A 15,189-nucleotide genomic window follows, 5' to 3' on the forward strand; every position below is an offset into this window, starting at 1 on the left:
AAGTAACATAATGAATTAAAAGATTTTATAAAAAAATCGGAAGCCATGCGCAGCAAAACCAAAACGAATGATTATTTTCATAATAAAATTATATGAAATTAAACGGTGCATAGGCAATCGTTATTCATGCCTTTATCATCTGCCCTTCCGGTTTCACTCAGGAGGGCACAAATAAAATAAATAACTTTCTCAAGCAGTGAGCATTACCCGTGAGCGATTTGCTGTTTGGTTTTGAAGCCCACCATGAACAGCATGATTGCGCCTACCAGCAGCACCATATCCGCGACGTTAAACACGCCGGTATGCAAACTACCTGCACTTACGTTCATAAAATCAACCACGTAACCACCATAAATGATGCGGTCCAGCAAGTTGCTGATGCCACCCGAGAACACCATCGTCAATGAGGCTACTGTGACCGCATCCGCGCGTTTGTTAAGCAGGGTATAAAGCAGTAGTGCCAGCAAAAACACACCGATCCCTACAATCATAAGACTGTAACGCAGGTTGGCGGGTAAAGTACCGCCTAGCCCCAAAAAAGTACCGGTATTGTGGGTCAGTAATAATTTAATGCTACCGCCGAGGTATTCGCGTACCGAATCCATCGACAACGTTGTTTTCGCGATCGCTTTGGTGAATTGATCCACGCCAACGCAGAGTGCAAAAACGACAATCATCAGGCCAAGCCGTTTATTAAACTTCATAATTTACACCAAGGTAGGAAAAGTTATTTCAAGTATAACCAGCCATGATGGCCTCAGCCAGACAACAAATGCCCACGCAATAGCCGGTAACCCTTTACGCCCCATCATTACTCTACAATGAAAAGACCTGACAAAAATCGACATCTGCCTGACCTTTTTGCGCCCTGCATCATAAAAATAAATATTCCAATAAAAAATATTTGAAATTTAAATTCCGAATGATTAAATTGAAATGGACGTTACGGACGTACTTTTCATTAAGAGCCTCTGACCGGATACTCCCCATGAAGGCGTTTCCTGAAGATGGCGCGGGCGGAACGTTACGCAGAGGGCGTGGAAATAAAGTGTACCTCAAAGAGCAGGCGTCAATCGTCTCGGCAACGGCAGCGCTTACTGTATGTGCCGAGGTTACACCGAAGAACGCAGGCTCAATGAAGGTGCGGCCTTTTACGACAAGGATGTCGTAACGGGTTCTACTGGGTTGATGCGGCTATTTTATGGGCATTTTTCAACGCCAAGGACATCATCAAGGTCTGTGCCAGACACATGGAAGCAATCTGCGATCGAAAACCGTCAACCTGAGCTTCACGAACAATAAAACATACTTCACTAAACGCGGTAAGCGGGCTGACCAGACTGTCGGTAATCGCTATTTGCTTAGCCCCCTGCGCGGCTCCCATCGATACGAGATCCACCACTTCTTGCGCATAAGGTGAATTACTTATTGAGATAACCACATCAGTCGGACGAACCATATTCAACTGCTCGGTAAACATGCCACCCAGCCCGTCGATCAGAAAAGTGCGACGCTCAAGATGACGAAACGCATAGGTTAAGTAAGCCGCAATGCTGAATGAACGACGGAAGCCAATCACGTAAATATTCTCAGCCTCATCGAGCAGCTTAACGGCGTGCTCGAGATCTTCAGCTTTGATTTGTCCACTTAACTGCTGCAGCGCTTGTTCGTTGACCATGCTGAATACTTTGAGTATTTCGGCAGGCGTTTCTGGCGCACCGGGATCTTCACTCGCCGTTTGACGCGACAGGCTGGCACGCTCGGCATAGTTTACCGTGCCTTCCATCAGGTGCTGACGAAATACCTGCTTCATCTCGTTGAAACCATCAAAGCCATAATTATTGGCAAAACGAATTAGCGTCGAGGGCGGAACGTCGGCTTTCTCGGCAATAGAAGCGATGGTTTCGAAAGGAATGGTGTTTCCGTTATCCAGAATATAACGGGCAACCTGCTTAAGCCTCTTGCTCAAAGAATCATAACTGGTGCGAATTTGGTCTTGCAGTTGCGCGAGTTGTGATGGAGTAGCCATAATTATCAGATATACCTTAAGTCAAACTATCATGGCAGCAAGGGATCCCCTCTCTGCGCCAACCTCATGTCTTTATAAGGGTAAGTTTACTCTTTTCAATGAGTGACAAACAGGACTCAGATCAGAAAACCTAAAACACCCGATGATAAACAAGCAGTTAAGCAGAAAAGCGCTTATTTGCCCGGCATCATGCGTTTGAGGGTGTCATCTTTGATGAAATAATGGTGAAACAGCGCGGCAACTGCGTGCAGACCCACCAGATAATACCCTACCGTTGCCACCAGTTCATGGGTGTCTCTTAACACCGGACGTAGCTCGGGACGAGGGGTAATAAACTGCGGAACCTCCCATCCAAACAAGAAAATGGCGCGACCGGCAAACATAACGGTCAAAAAACCCAGCGTGGGTAAGGCCAGGAAAAGCAAATACAGTGCCCAATGGGTGAGCGTTGCAACGTGTGACTGCCAGCGCGGAAGCGGCGGGACAATCGGCGGTGTACGAAAACGATGACGCAGGATGATACGAATTAGCACCAGCGCCCATACGGTCAATCCAAAGTTGTAATGCAGTTGACGCACCAATAAACGGTATTCATCGGGGAAATAGTCTCTTCCGAGCATCACCCCGTAAGCGAGGATTATCATCAACAACGTCAGCCAATGCAGGCTAATCTGCAGCAAAGAGTAGCGGTTTTTCATCTATTTTCCCTATATGCGCAAAGAGTTACAAAATACGTCAGTCATTGTAGAAATAATAGCGCCAAATTAAGGGGTATTTATGAAAAACAATAATTTCCTGCCGTTATCATGATGAAAAAAAACCGGGCGATTGACGGCCCGGTTTTAATGCACTGCACAGCCGAGCCGGTAATTACACCTCGTCGCTAAGCGAATTCTTTTCCTGACTTACCGCATCGGAGGTGCTTTTCTTTTGCGGAATAAGGCCATCGGCGCGGAACATGGATTTAATCCCGCGCACCGCCTGACGAATACGATCCTGATTTTCAATCAATGCAAAGCGCACGTGAGTGTCGCCGTAGTCACCGAATCCCACGCCCGGCGAGACACACACTTTTGCGTCGGCGAGCAGGCGTTTAGCAAACTCCAACGATCCTAAATGGGCGTAGGCATCGGGGATTTTGGCCCAAACGTACATCGCCGCCTTCGGATTATCAACCATCCATCCGGCCTCATGCAGCCCGCGAACCAGCACATTGCGGCGCTGACGATACTGTTCAGCAATGTCTTTAACACACTGCTGATCCCCTTCAAGTGCCGCAATGGCGGCCACCTGCAGCGGGGTAAATGTGCCATAGTCGTGATAGCTTTTAATACGCGCCAGAGCATTTACCAGCTCTTCGTTGCCGACCATAAAGCCAATGCGCCAACCCGCCATATTGTAGCTTTTCGACAGGGTGAAGAATTCAACTGCAATATCTTTTGCGCCCGGAACCTGCATAATCGACGGCGCTTTCCAACCGTCATAAACGATATCGGCATAGGCCAAGTCGTGGATAACCATCACGTTATACTGCTTGGCCAACGTGACAACCCGCTCAAAAAAGTCCAGTTCCACGCACTGCGCAGTTGGGTTTGACGGGAAGCCCAAAATCATCATTTTTGGACGAGGAATACTTTCTTTTATTGCGCGCTCAAGCTCGCCGAAGAAGTCTACGCCTTCAACCAACGGTACGGAACGTACCTGCGCACCGGCAATGACCGCGCCATAAATATGAATCGGATAGCTTGGATTGGGCACTAGCACCGTATCGCCGTGGTCCAAGGTAGCCAGCATCAGGTGAGCCAGGCCCTCTTTAGAACCGATGGTCACAATCGCTTCACTTTCAGGGTCGATATCAACCTGATAACGATCGGCATACCAGCGAGAAATAGCACGACGTAGCCGAGGAATACCGCGCGAGGTCGAATAGCCGTGAGTGTCTTCACGTTGAGCAACGGTAACCAGTTTCTCGACAATGTGCGGTGGCGTTGGGCCGTCAGGATTACCCATGCTGAAATCAATAATATCTTCGCCGCGGCGTCGCGCAGCCATTTTTAATTCAGCGGTAATGTTGAAAACATAAGGGGGAAGACGATCGATACGCGTGAAACGACGTTTAGGACTGGATTCAGCCATGATTTCCTCGATTAACGTTAGCGCCCGGACCATCCGAGCGACGCTGGTCTGTTTTTTCTGCCATTGAGGGCAGCCGCCACAGACCGATAAATCAACATATCGCAGTGTTTAAAAACTGTCGATAGATTAATCTAATTTATTTTCAGGCGCGGCTGTGGGCGCATTGTCCGTTTTGAGTAATCCCAGTACCCAGTCATTTTTCCATTCAGCGCCCAGCCGATAACTCTCGCGTAGGCAGCCTTCAAGTTGAAAACCGCACTTCTCCAGTAGGCCGCGCGAGGCCATATTGCCTTCCAGCACGTTGGCCTGAAGCCGGTGAAATCCGCACACCTCAAAGGCGTACTTCACCACTTCGCGCAGAGACTCCTCACCGTAACCTTTGCCTTGATATTCAGGCAGTAACATAAAGCCGACCTCTGCCTGCTTATAAGGTTTCCAGTCGGGGAAGAATCCCGTAAGCCCGATCGCGACACCGGTTTCCCGCTCGCGAATTACCATGCACAGCCAAAAGTCGGAATATTTGTCCCAGCGGCCCAAACGTTGATCAAAACGGTGGCGGATCTCACCGGATATTTCAATATCATTGATATATCTCATCACTGCTGGATCCTGATGCAGCGTTAAAAAAAGCGGCCAATCTTCACGCGCAATCGACTTCATGGTCAGTCTTGGCGTAGTCAGCGAAATCATGCTGCTTCTCCTTGTTTATACGGATTATTTTTTCTGAAAAGAGGAAATCAGTGCGTCATAAATCCTGACCGTCTGGAACACTTTATTGAGATGAATCAGCTTATTGTAGATTAACAGCACTGCGTATAGCGTGCGCCAGTTCATTTCCTTATAATCATCACTACGCCCGCACCCACCGAGAGTCTGCTGTGCAAAACGTCTTTGATATGACGCTGGCGGTGTTTGATCGCGCCGCGTTAATGCTGATTTGCCTGTTTTTTCTGACCCGAACCCGCCTGTTCCGCAGATTGCTGCAAAAAGAGAGCGATGCGCATACGCCGCTCGAGCTGGCCACGGTGACAGCGATTTTCTCGCTGTTCGCCATATTCGGCACACTTTCCGGTATTAACGTTGAAGGGTCATTAATCAACGTTCGCACCATCGCCATTGTCTCCGGCGGGATACTTTTTGGCCCGTGGGTCGGCATTATTACCGGGCTGATTTCCGGCTCTCACCGCTTCCTGATTGATATTCACGGCGTTACGTCGATCCCTTGCCTGATAACCAGCATTATTGCCGGATTTCTTTCAGGTTATATCAATTTAAAAGTAAAAAAACAGCATCATTGGAAAGTGGGTATTGTCGCGGGCATGCTGTGTGAATCGCTGACCATGCTGTTGATTTTGTTGCTCTCTCATCCCTTCTCTCTTGGTCTGGATATTGTGATGAGCATCTCTGCGCCGCTGATCCTCGGGGCTATTTCAATCGGTCCGATTGTGCTACTGGTGCAAAGCGTTGCCGATGAAAAAGAGGCCATTGCTGCACGTCAGGCCAGACTGGCGCTGGATATTGCCAACAAAACGCTGCCTTATTTTCGCAATATCAATGCCGAATCGATGGCGACAGTGTGCAATATTATTCGTGAAGACATTAACGCTGACGCCGTGGCAATCACTGACACCAAAAATATTCTCGCCTATGTCGGTACCGGCGCGAGTCAGTATAATATTGGCCACGAAATTATCAGCGAGAATACCAAAGAGGTGATCACCAGCGGTAAGATCACTATTAAAAACAATGATGAAATGGACAGAACGCCGCAGATCCACTCGCAGATGATCATCCCGCTGTGGGAGCAAGGGGTTATCACCGGATCGTTGAAAATCTATTATTGCCACTCGCACCGAATTACCTATTCGCTCAAAGTGATGGCGGTCGGACTTTCACAAATAATATCGACGCAGATGGAAGTTTCCCGCGCCGAACAGCTGCGAGAAATGGCCAACAAAGCCGAAATGCGCGCGCTGCAAAGCAAGATAAATCCCCATTTTCTGTTTAACGCGCTCAACGCTATCTCTTCGTCGATCCGAATTAATCCAGATACTTCGCGCCAGTTGATCATTAACCTGTCGCGCTACCTACGCTACAATCTTGAGCTTAACGATGAGATGATCGACCTGCGTAAAGAGCTGCATCAGGTTCAGGATTACATTGCTATTGAACAGGCAAGATTTGGCAGCAAGCTGACGGTTATCTACGACATAGACGACGATATTTCGGTGTCTATCCCAAGCCTGCTTATTCAACCGCTGGTAGAAAATGCCATCGTACACGGCATTCAACCGTGCAGGGGCAAAGGCGTGGTGGTGATTGCCGTGAAACATGCCGGAAACAAAATTAAAGTGTCGGTAAAAGATACCGGCCAAGGTATTCTGCAGTCAATTATTGAGCGGGTCGCAAATAACGAAATGCCGGGCAATAAAATTGGCCTGCTCAACGTACACCATCGCGTCAGCCTGCTGTACGGGCAGGGTTTACAGATCCGCCGGCTTGAACCGGGTACAGAGATCTCATTTTTGATTGACAAGGAAAAGAAACACGCTTGAAAGCCATAATTGTCGAGGATGAATTTTTGGCTCGGGAAGAGCTTAGTTACCTAATAGGTGCGCACAGCACCCTTGACGTCGTCGGCAAATTTGATGACGGTCTGGAGGTGTTGAAGTATTTGCAAACGCATCAGGTTGACGCCATTTTTCTGGATATCAATATTCCTTCGCTCGACGGCGTGTTGCTGGCGCAAAATATCAGCAAATTTGCCCACCGACCTTACATCATTTTCATTACAGCCTATAAAGAACACGCCGCAGAAGCCTTTGAAATAGAAGCCTTCGACTACATCCTGAAGCCTTATCACGAGTCGCGAATTGTCACCATGCTGCAAAAGCTGGAAGCACATTTCAAGCGCGATCACCCAATAGACGCACCGACGAGCACCGGCAATCCACGCGTAAGCCACAGCATCAATTTGATTAAAGATGAGCGCATAATCGTGACGGATATCAATGATATCTATTACGCGGCGGCGCAGGAAAAAGTGACGCAAGTTTATACCCGACGTGAAGAATTCACGATGCCGATGAACATTTCAGAACTGTGTCATCGACTGCCGGAAGAGCATTTCTTCCGCTGCCACCGTTCTTACTGTGTGAATTTGTCGAAGATCCGCGAAATCGTGCCTTGGTTTAACAACACCTATATTTTACGTTTAAGCGATCTTGATTTTGAAGTGCCGGTGAGCCGCAGCAAGGTTAAAGCCTTCCGTCAGCTGATGGGGCTGTAAGCCTCTGCCTTCTTACCAAAAAGAGGGGATGAAGGCAGAGGTTTTAGACGGTCATCGATTAAATTTTCATACCGATTGACTGACGCAGGTAAGCACCCGCGCCGAGCAGACCTGGATTATCGTGGGTTATCAGATAAACCGGGATGTCGTGCAAATAATCTTTGAAACGGCCTTTATCTTCAAATGCCGCACGGAAACCCGAGGCCTTAAAGAACTCAAGGAAACGAGGCACGATACCGCCTGCAATATAAACGCCGCCAAAAGTTCCCAGGGTCAACGCCAGGTTGCCGCCAAAACGTCCCATAATCACGCAAAACAGCGACAGTGCACGGCGGCAGTCAAGATTGTCTTCTAAAGCCAACTTGGTTACGTCTTTGGGTGCGTAGTTTTCCGGCTCGCGATTGTCGGATTTAACGATAGCGCGATAAAGGTTGACCAGCCCTGGACCCGAAAGAATTCGCTCGGCGGATACGTGTCCCATCTCGGTACGCAACTGCTCGAGAATAATATCTTCTTCTTCACTGTTAGGGGCGAAATCAACGTGACCGCCTTCACCCGGCAGACTCAACCAGCGGCCGTGCGCGTGAATAACGTGGGCAACGCCTAAACCTGTGCCCGCACCGTAAATTACCGCCGGTTTGCCGTCTTGTGGCTTTTTGCCCCCGAACTGCATCAGGTCAGCGTCTTTGAGCATCGGTATCGCCATGGAAACGGCGGTAAAGTCGTTAATAACTTCTAGATGCTGCAGGCCCAGACTTTTTCGCATCTCGGCAATTGAAAATGCCCAGGTATGGTTAGTCATCGCGACCCAATCACCGACGATTGGGCAGGCAATGGCAATGCAGGCATCTTCGACTTCCTGATGCTGCAACTCCAGATAATGGCGAACGGCCGCTTCAAGACTGTCGTAATCCAGGCCGGAAAACGTTTGGGCCTGAGAAATCTCACCGCTGTCCATAGCGCAAAGCGCCAGACGGCAGTTAGTGCCTCCGACATCGCCCACCAGGGAGTACTTGGTCATTTTTTTCTCCGCAAAAATTAAATTGCTTGCCCTGCTTTCGGCTCGCATTCAGTGATGGCAGTCAGTCTTTTCCAACATGCCCGATTATGGGCTGGAAAAACCCCGCCAGCAGGACTATAAGTGCTTACAGATTTGTGAGGGCAAAATAGCGGTAATTGCCCTATGCTGCAACGCCGAATTAACCTATTGATGATATAAGCAGCGGCATTGCGCAAAATAAATTGCAATTAAAACAAAATTCAGACGATCCTGTGTCCCACGGAAGCCCAGAATAATAAGGGAATTGTTGCATGCTGCATCCCCGTGCAAAAAACATGTTGACCTTCGCCGTGCCTGCGCTGATTATCGGCTGCGGCTCCAGTATCATTTTGGTTGCCGTCATGCGATTTGCCAGCGCGCTGCAACAGCTGCTTTGGATTAACATTCCAGACGCCTTAAACATTAGCACGCAATCAGCAGGTTGGGTGCTGTTTATGTTAACCCTCACTGGCATTGCGGTTGGCGCGCTTATCCGTTATATGCCTGGGCATGCGGGGCCGGACCCGGCCAGCGACTCGCTCATTAGTATGCCGGTTTCTCCCGTGGCTATTCCGGGATTAATGCTGGCATTAGTGATTGGCCTGGCGGGCGGCGTAAGTCTTGGGCCTGAAAATCCAATTATCGCGATTAATATTGCCGTGGCGGTTGCCGCTGGCAGCCTGCTTTTCCCCCGCGTGGCCTCTACCGACTGGATTATTCTCTCGGCGGCAGGCACCTTGGGCGCACTGTTTGGCACGCCGGTTGCGGCGGCGCTTATCTTCTCGCAAACCTTAAATGGCGGAAAAGACGTGCCGCTGTGGGACCGGCTGTTTGCTCCCCTGCTTGCCGCAAGCGCCGGTGCACTGACCAGTAATCTGTTCTTTGAACCCGACTTTTCGTTGAGTCTCACCCCCTACGCTGAAACAAATTTCCTTGATATTATCAGCGGCTCAATCGTTGCGTTAATAGCGATAGCCTTAGGGATGCTGGCGGTGTGGTGCTTCCCTCATGTGCATCGACTGTTTCATGCTATCCCCAATCCGGTTGTCATGCTGGGAGCAGGCGGTTTTTGCCTAGGATTGCTGGCGCTGATTGGCGGACAAATTACGCTGTTTCGCGGATTCGATGAAATGAAACTGTTGGCAATGAGCAGCGACAGTCTTTCTTTAGGCCAGTTGTTGGCGATCACGCTGAGTAAATTGGCGGCGCTGGTCATTGCGGCCGCCTGCGGCTTTCGCGGTGGGAGAATTTTTCCGGCGGTGTTTGTGGGCGTGTCACTCGGCATTATGCTGCATAATCACGTCGATTCGGTGCCTGCGGCGGTCACAGTTTCGTGTGCAGTCATGGGGTTGGTGTTGGTCGTGACCAGAGATGGCTGGCTGAGTCTATTTATGGCCGTTGCGGTGGTGCCTGACCTTAAACTGTTGCCGGTATTGTGCATTGTCATGCTGCCCGCTTGGCTGGTATTGGCCGGAAAACCGCTGATGCTGATTATTCGGCCCGAAAGTCCCTCGCAGAAAAACGCACCGCCAGAAGATTAACATCGCAGTTTACGCGCCAACCTATTACCTATTAGCTGAGCGAATACGCTGCAGCCACATGCGCATGAATGGCCGTAGTGTCAAATACCGGCACGCTGGCGTCCTGGGGTCCCACCAGCAGGGTTATTTCAGTACAGCCTAAAATAATGCCCTGCGCGCCCTGCTGCTCCAGCGAACTTATTATGCGGCGATACTCATCGCGAGAAGTATCTAGAATTTTCCCCAGGCACAGCTCTTCATAAATAATGCGATGCACGATGGCGCGATCTTCCTCATTGGGTATTAACACTTCAATGCCCTGCTTGTGCAAACGACCACGATAAAATTCCTGCTCCATCGTAAAACGGGTGCCTAACAGACCGATTCGGCTCAGATTCAGATCTAGAATCGGCTTCGCGGTGGCGTCAGCAATATGCAACAGCGGCAGTCCTCCGATACGTTCTATTGCCTCGGCCACTTTATGCATCGTGTTAGTGCACACGACAATAATTTCAGCACCGGCCTTGTTTAAAGACCTGGCCGCTTCGCCCAACACTTGCCCCGCCTTTTCCCAGTCGCCCTGCGCTTGCAGTTGCTCAATCTCATAAAAATCAACGCTAAAAAGCACCAGCTTGGCAGAATGAAGCCCGCCAAGCTGCTGTTTGATTTGTTCGTTGATGGTTCGATAGTAAGGCAGAGTAGATTCCCAGCTCATGCCGCCAATCAGGCCCAGGGTTTTCATGTGCTTGTCCTTCGCTACTGCATAAAATTAAGTCGTCGAACAAACATAACCGAGCCTGATGGCACAAACAAGCCAACAGATTTGCCCACTGTGACTGTTTAACGACTGCTGGCCTGTGGCTTCACTGATGCCCGTTTATCTCTGCTTATCCAACGCTGGCGCAGGGTGTCGTAGAGCCAGTTGTAGGCAATGGTGTACGGCAAAAAGAACAGGAAAAAGCCAATTTCGAGCACGAAGGCGTCGATCAGGCTAATCTGAAGCCATCCGGCGGCAATTGGCAGGCCGAAGAGAATAAATCCGCCTTCAAACCCCAGTGCATGGCAAACGCGGATAGGAAAACTGCGCGTTACTCGGCTTACCGGCCAGAAATAATCAAAAACGCTGTTGTAGACCACGTTCCATACCATCGCCGTGGTAGAGAGCAGCAGCGCCAGTACGCCCATGTCGAAAATGGATTTGTTCATTATCCAGGCGGCAGTGGGTGCACAAATAATCAGCGCCAGCGCTTCGAAACCGACAGCGTGAAAAATACGCTCAGAGAGACTTTTGTTGGCCTTCATTGAGGCTTTTACCGATGACATTTTGACCTGCCTATCCTATTCCAATGTTTAACAGTGACCCTTCACGGTCAGATTGGCGTCATTTTCATCTAAAATAGAGATAGAATAAAGATAGTAAGTATCGATAAAATAGATGGATTGAACTGTCATTTTCTCTTGAGGAAATATGTTATGCGTTATTCTCCGGAAGCACTGCTGGCGTTTGTAGAAACTGCGGCCAGTGGTTCTTTTTCAGCTGCTGCCAGAAAACTGCATAAAAGTCAGTCAAGTATCAGCACCGCCGTGGCAAATCTTGAGGTCGATTTAGGCATTACGCTGTTTAACCGCGAAAGCCGTCAACCCACCTTAACGCCTCAGGGTCAGCGGGTATTAACCCACGTTCAGGCAATATTGGCGGCCAGCGAAAAACTTGATGAATTGGCCGTCCGTTTATCCACTCAAAGTGAACCCAGACTGACATTTGTCCTTTCTGACACTTATCAGCCTACGCATTACGAAATGCTGCTGGGCCGTTTTGAGCAGCGTTATCCTGATATCGAATTCGAGTGTTTGATTGCCGAAGACCAAGACGTGATAGATCTGCTGCAAACCGGCCGTGCACACATAGGCATGCTTGAGGTTCAGCAGCATTATCCGCCGGATATTGGCTATGCCAGACTGCCAGACCAAACAGAAATGGCGCTTTTTGTCGCGAAAAAGCATCCGCTAGCCACCCTGAAAACGTTGCAGCACGAGAGTCTCAATACCTACCGGCAGCTCTGCCTGCAAACCTACGGCAGGCAGCAGAAACCTCAGGCACAGGGACAAACCTGGTCGGCACCGAGTTATCTGATGCTGCTTGAAATGGCCGAGCAGGGTTTTGGCTGGTCTCTACTGCCTCGATGGATGGTGGCGCAGTTTGGTCATCATAAATTGGTCGAACTTGAGCTGCGAGGCTGGCCAAAACTGATATCAATTGATGCTGTGTGGTCTAAAAACAATCAACCAGGTCCTGCTGGTCGGTGGTTTATAGATAACCTGCTGGATCCTTTACTCTTACAAGGTCAATAAGCCGGTGTTGATGAGCTAGCGCAGTGTTAAGAGTTTTCCTTTGTTATTAAAAAAGAGTGGCGGGTGTGATCGAGACATCTGAAAATGAGAGTGAAAGCGCATACACTGAAACGCTATTTTACCTCATACTACCCTTGCACAAGGATCCCTATGTCTTATCAAGCCAGCCCCGCTCGTTATGAAAATATGCTTTATCGGCGCCTTGGAAACAGTGGTCTTAAGCTTCCGGCTATTTCATTGGGCCTGTGGCACAATTTTGGTGATGCGACGCGTTTTGAGACGAGTAGAGAGTTGATTCATCACGCTTTTGATCACGGGATCACGCATTTTGATCTAGCGAATAACTATGGGCCACCCCCGGGCTCGGCGGAGGAGAATTTTGGCCGCATCCTGCGCGAAGACTTATTGGCGTGGCGTGACGAGCTGATTATCTCCTCTAAAGCCGGCTACACCATGTGGGACGGCCCGTACGGCGATTGGGGTTCAAAAAAATATCTGGTGGCAAGTCTGAATCAAAGCCTCAAAAGGCTCGGTCTGGACTACGTTGATATCTTTTATCACCATCGTCCCGACCCGAATACGCCGCTTGAAGAAACCATGTCAGCACTGGATCTTATCGTCCGCCAGGGGAAAGCGCTTTATATCGGCTTATCAAACTACCCTGCCGAACTGGCGCAGCAGGCCTTTGATATACTTAAGCAACTCGGGACACCTTGCCTGATTCATCAACCTAAATACTCGATGTTTGAGCGCTGGGTTGAGGCTGACCTGCTCGATACCCTACAGCAAAACGGCGTAGGTTCTATCGCCTTCTCTCCTCTGGCCGGTGGCGTATTGACCGACCGTTATTTGGCGGGTATTCCTCAAGACTCGCGCGCGGCCAGCAGCAGCACGTTCCTTAATGCCGATCAGATTACCCCTGAAAAGCTGGAAAAAGTGCGCAAGCTCAATGACATCGCGCTGGCTCGTGGACAAAAGCTTTCTCAAATGGCGCTGGCGTGGGTGTTGCGAGGCGATCGCGTGACATCAGTATTGATTGGTGCAAGCAAAACCAGCCAAATTGATGATGCGGTAAACAGTTTGAATAATTTGCAATTAAGTGAACAAGAAATCAGTGACATTGAAAAAATTCTAATGTAACCGCTTACCCTAAATACAGTAAGTCTGTAAAAAAGGCTTTCTAGGGCTTACTGTAAGTAAATCGTTAAACAGGGTAAATCAATCAAAACAGGATTGCAGGCAATAGATTACCCCCCGTTTACACCTTATAACTGTCATTATTGAAAACGTTAACTAACGAATTAATGCAGCCCCAATTATTTCATTGCTCAGTAAAGCGCTAAACGCCCCCTGCGGCATGAAAGAAGTCGGGCATAAGGTTGAATGGAGAAACACGATGAAAACATTACCCGTTGTAAAAATTGCTTTGGGTGCCCTGTTATTCGGCCTGTTGCCAGCCACAATGCCGGCTCACGCTGACGGCATCAGCATCAGCGTTCCTGGCCTGTCCATCAATATTGGTTCGCGCGATAACCGCGGCTACTACTGGGACGGATATGACTGGCGCTCTCCATACTGGTGGCAGCACCGTAACGAGTACTATGGTCACCGCAACGACCGTGGCTACTATTGGGACGGTGGCCGCTGGCGCGACGGCGGTTGGTGGAATAATCACCGCAACGACCGTCCGGGCCCTCGTCCAGATTTCCACGGTGGGCCTAACTACGGTCACGGCGGTCCTGGTGGCCCAGGCCCAGATCGCGGTCACGGTGGTGGTGGTTACGGCGGTCACGGCGGCGGCGGTGGTCAGGGCGGTGGCGGTGGTCACGGCGGCGGTGGTGGCCAAGGCGGCGGTCAAGGCGGAGGAGGTGGTCAGTACCGTCCTCCTCAGGGCGGACCTGGCGGCAATAACCACTAATCGCCTTATGGCCCTCGTGTACTGCGTAGTGTGAAAGATTACAATAATCCGTAGCCTCTTAAAGGTTACGGATTTTTTATTTATAGAAGGTCGTTTTAGCAAGGGAAAAATTACGCTTGTGTCAATAAATCACTCAAACCATAGAGTAAAATAGCGTCCTTAGAACGCACTTTTTTCAGTTAATTAACGCCGGTGATCCCTCTAGGTTCTCGCCAGATTGGGAAAAGTTTAGGGAAGCCATCAATGTGCAAAGGGGAACCAGCATCACGATATCCCCATCGTCTGAGCAAGGTCCTTGTACTAAACCTTGTACACTCGGCGTAACAGGGTAAATTATCTTTATCAAGCATTGAGTTTAATGCATTTAATAAATCGCCAACCACAGTTCCGCCTCTGTGAACACGCTGTACTGCAAGAAGAGAGATATAGTAGTGAGGGGGGGTACGTGGATGGTGCTGGTCCAGCCCGTTTGTATAAACGGCTGCTGCCGGATAGTTTGAACCGCAGACTTGCCGCAATTGATGATCGACCGAAGCAATATCTTCATCATTCATTTTCATTGCTTCGGGACAAAAATAAACTAGCGCACCAGCCCCATTTTCATCAAGAAGTATACCTCCATGCCTCGTGGCAAGATTTACATAAATACGAAATAAATTTCGTAATCCATCCATACGAACGGCATGATCGGAAAATATTAACTTATGAATAGCATCATTATAAAACTCCTCTGCCAGAAGCGAACATACCCCGTCCAGTTCCGAATCTTTGGCATGTCGACATTTCATTTCTAAATCCTTTTATCCAACGTGATAATAAAAACCACCCACTATCCCTAAGCACTGTTAAATATTTTAAATAATAGAAAACTCCCAACCTCAACAAGCGTCACATAATAAGTGTAAA

Annotated in this window: 16 protein-coding genes; 7 read left to right on the forward strand and 9 right to left on the reverse strand. The window is 49.2% G+C overall.

What is annotated here, in order from left to right:
- Window positions 1–203 precede the first annotated feature (203 nt).
- Window positions 204–704 carry a signal peptidase II gene (locus tag BS639_RS23245; protein ID WP_084984475.1) on the reverse strand — a complete coding sequence of 167 codons (501 nt, stop codon included), beginning with the start codon at window positions 702–704 and terminating at the stop codon, window positions 204–206.
- 284 nt (window positions 705–988) lie between these two features.
- Here BS639_RS23245 and BS639_RS23250 point away from each other — a divergent pair, with 284 nt between their 5' ends.
- Window positions 989–1,171, forward strand: a complete 183-nt coding sequence (locus BS639_RS23250; protein WP_084984476.1) for a hypothetical protein — start codon at window positions 989–991, stop codon at window positions 1,169–1,171.
- A 6-nt stretch (window positions 1,172–1,177) separates the two neighbouring features.
- Here the strand turns inward: BS639_RS23250 and BS639_RS23255 are convergent, their stop codons facing one another.
- The 4 genes from BS639_RS23255 to BS639_RS23270 form a co-directional block, all read right to left on the reverse strand.
- The gene (locus tag BS639_RS23255; RefSeq protein ID WP_084984477.1) at window positions 1,178–2,029 is read right to left on the reverse strand and encodes a MurR/RpiR family transcriptional regulator; all 852 of its coding nucleotides are present in this window, start codon (window positions 2,027–2,029) and stop codon (window positions 1,178–1,180) included.
- A 173-nt stretch (window positions 2,030–2,202) separates the two neighbouring features.
- A complete protein-coding gene (locus BS639_RS23260) occupies window positions 2,203–2,727 on the reverse strand; it encodes a cytochrome b (protein WP_055779390.1) in 525 nt (174 codons plus the stop codon).
- A 172-nt stretch (window positions 2,728–2,899) separates the two neighbouring features.
- Window positions 2,900–4,165 carry an alanine transaminase gene (alaC, locus tag BS639_RS23265; protein ID WP_084984478.1) on the reverse strand — a complete coding sequence of 422 codons (1,266 nt, stop codon included), beginning with the start codon at window positions 4,163–4,165 and terminating at the stop codon, window positions 2,900–2,902.
- A gap of 126 nt (window positions 4,166–4,291) precedes the next feature.
- Entirely contained in the window at window positions 4,292–4,855 is a 564-nt protein-coding gene (locus BS639_RS23270; protein WP_084984479.1) for a GNAT family N-acetyltransferase, read from the reverse strand.
- A gap of 188 nt (window positions 4,856–5,043) precedes the next feature.
- On the opposite strand from BS639_RS23270, the gene BS639_RS23275 reads away from it, so the two are divergent.
- Window positions 5,044–6,720, forward strand: coding sequence for a sensor histidine kinase (locus tag BS639_RS23275; RefSeq protein WP_055779399.1), 1,677 nt, complete (start codon window positions 5,044–5,046; stop codon window positions 6,718–6,720).
- Complete coding sequence (locus BS639_RS23280; protein WP_055779403.1) at window positions 6,717–7,454, forward strand: LytR/AlgR family response regulator transcription factor; 738 nt, start codon at window positions 6,717–6,719, stop codon at window positions 7,452–7,454. Before BS639_RS23275 ends, BS639_RS23280 begins: the two co-directional genes overlap by 4 nt.
- Before the next feature lie 58 nt (window positions 7,455–7,512).
- On the opposite strand, the gene glk is transcribed toward BS639_RS23280, so the two are convergent.
- Entirely contained in the window at window positions 7,513–8,475 is a 963-nt protein-coding gene (gene glk / locus BS639_RS23285) for a glucokinase (RefSeq protein ID WP_055779527.1), read from the reverse strand.
- Between the two features lie 290 nt (window positions 8,476–8,765).
- On the opposite strand from glk, the gene BS639_RS23290 reads away from it, so the two are divergent.
- Window positions 8,766–10,034 (forward strand): ion channel protein, encoded by a 1,269-nt coding sequence (locus tag BS639_RS23290; protein ID WP_084984480.1) that lies wholly within the window; start codon window positions 8,766–8,768, stop codon window positions 10,032–10,034.
- Between the two features lie 31 nt (window positions 10,035–10,065).
- Here BS639_RS23290 and BS639_RS23295 read toward each other — a convergent pair whose 3' ends face one another.
- Entirely contained in the window at window positions 10,066–10,755 is a 690-nt protein-coding gene (locus tag BS639_RS23295) for an aspartate/glutamate racemase family protein (protein ID WP_084984481.1), read from the reverse strand.
- 98 nt (window positions 10,756–10,853) lie between these two features.
- Window positions 10,854–11,336 (reverse strand): multidrug/biocide efflux PACE transporter, encoded by a 483-nt coding sequence (locus BS639_RS23300; protein WP_082457406.1) that lies wholly within the window; start codon window positions 11,334–11,336, stop codon window positions 10,854–10,856.
- A 150-nt stretch (window positions 11,337–11,486) separates the two neighbouring features.
- Between BS639_RS23300 and BS639_RS23305 the strand changes: the two genes are divergently transcribed.
- The 3 genes from BS639_RS23305 (at window position 11,487) to BS639_RS23315 (ending at window position 14,283) form a co-directional block, all read left to right on the forward strand.
- A complete protein-coding gene (locus tag BS639_RS23305; protein ID WP_055779413.1) occupies window positions 11,487–12,365 on the forward strand; it encodes a LysR family transcriptional regulator in 879 nt (292 codons plus the stop codon).
- Window positions 12,366–12,515: 150 nt separating this feature from the next.
- Window positions 12,516–13,505: an L-glyceraldehyde 3-phosphate reductase gene (gene mgrA, locus BS639_RS23310; RefSeq protein ID WP_055779415.1), complete on the forward strand. Its 990-nt coding sequence runs from the start codon at window positions 12,516–12,518 to the stop codon at window positions 13,503–13,505.
- A 256-nt stretch (window positions 13,506–13,761) separates the two neighbouring features.
- Window positions 13,762–14,283, forward strand: coding sequence for a DUF2502 domain-containing protein (locus tag BS639_RS23315; protein WP_084984482.1), 522 nt, complete (start codon window positions 13,762–13,764; stop codon window positions 14,281–14,283).
- A 179-nt stretch (window positions 14,284–14,462) separates the two neighbouring features.
- On the opposite strand, the gene BS639_RS23320 is transcribed toward BS639_RS23315, so the two are convergent.
- Window positions 14,463–15,071, reverse strand: a complete 609-nt coding sequence (locus BS639_RS23320) for a hypothetical protein (RefSeq protein ID WP_084984483.1) — start codon at window positions 15,069–15,071, stop codon at window positions 14,463–14,465.
- Between the last annotated feature and the right edge of the window lie 118 nt (window positions 15,072–15,189).

It is taken from the genome of Rouxiella silvae (genome assembly GCF_002093625.1).
GTDB classification, from domain to species: domain Bacteria; phylum Pseudomonadota; class Gammaproteobacteria; order Enterobacterales; family Enterobacteriaceae; genus Rouxiella; species Rouxiella silvae.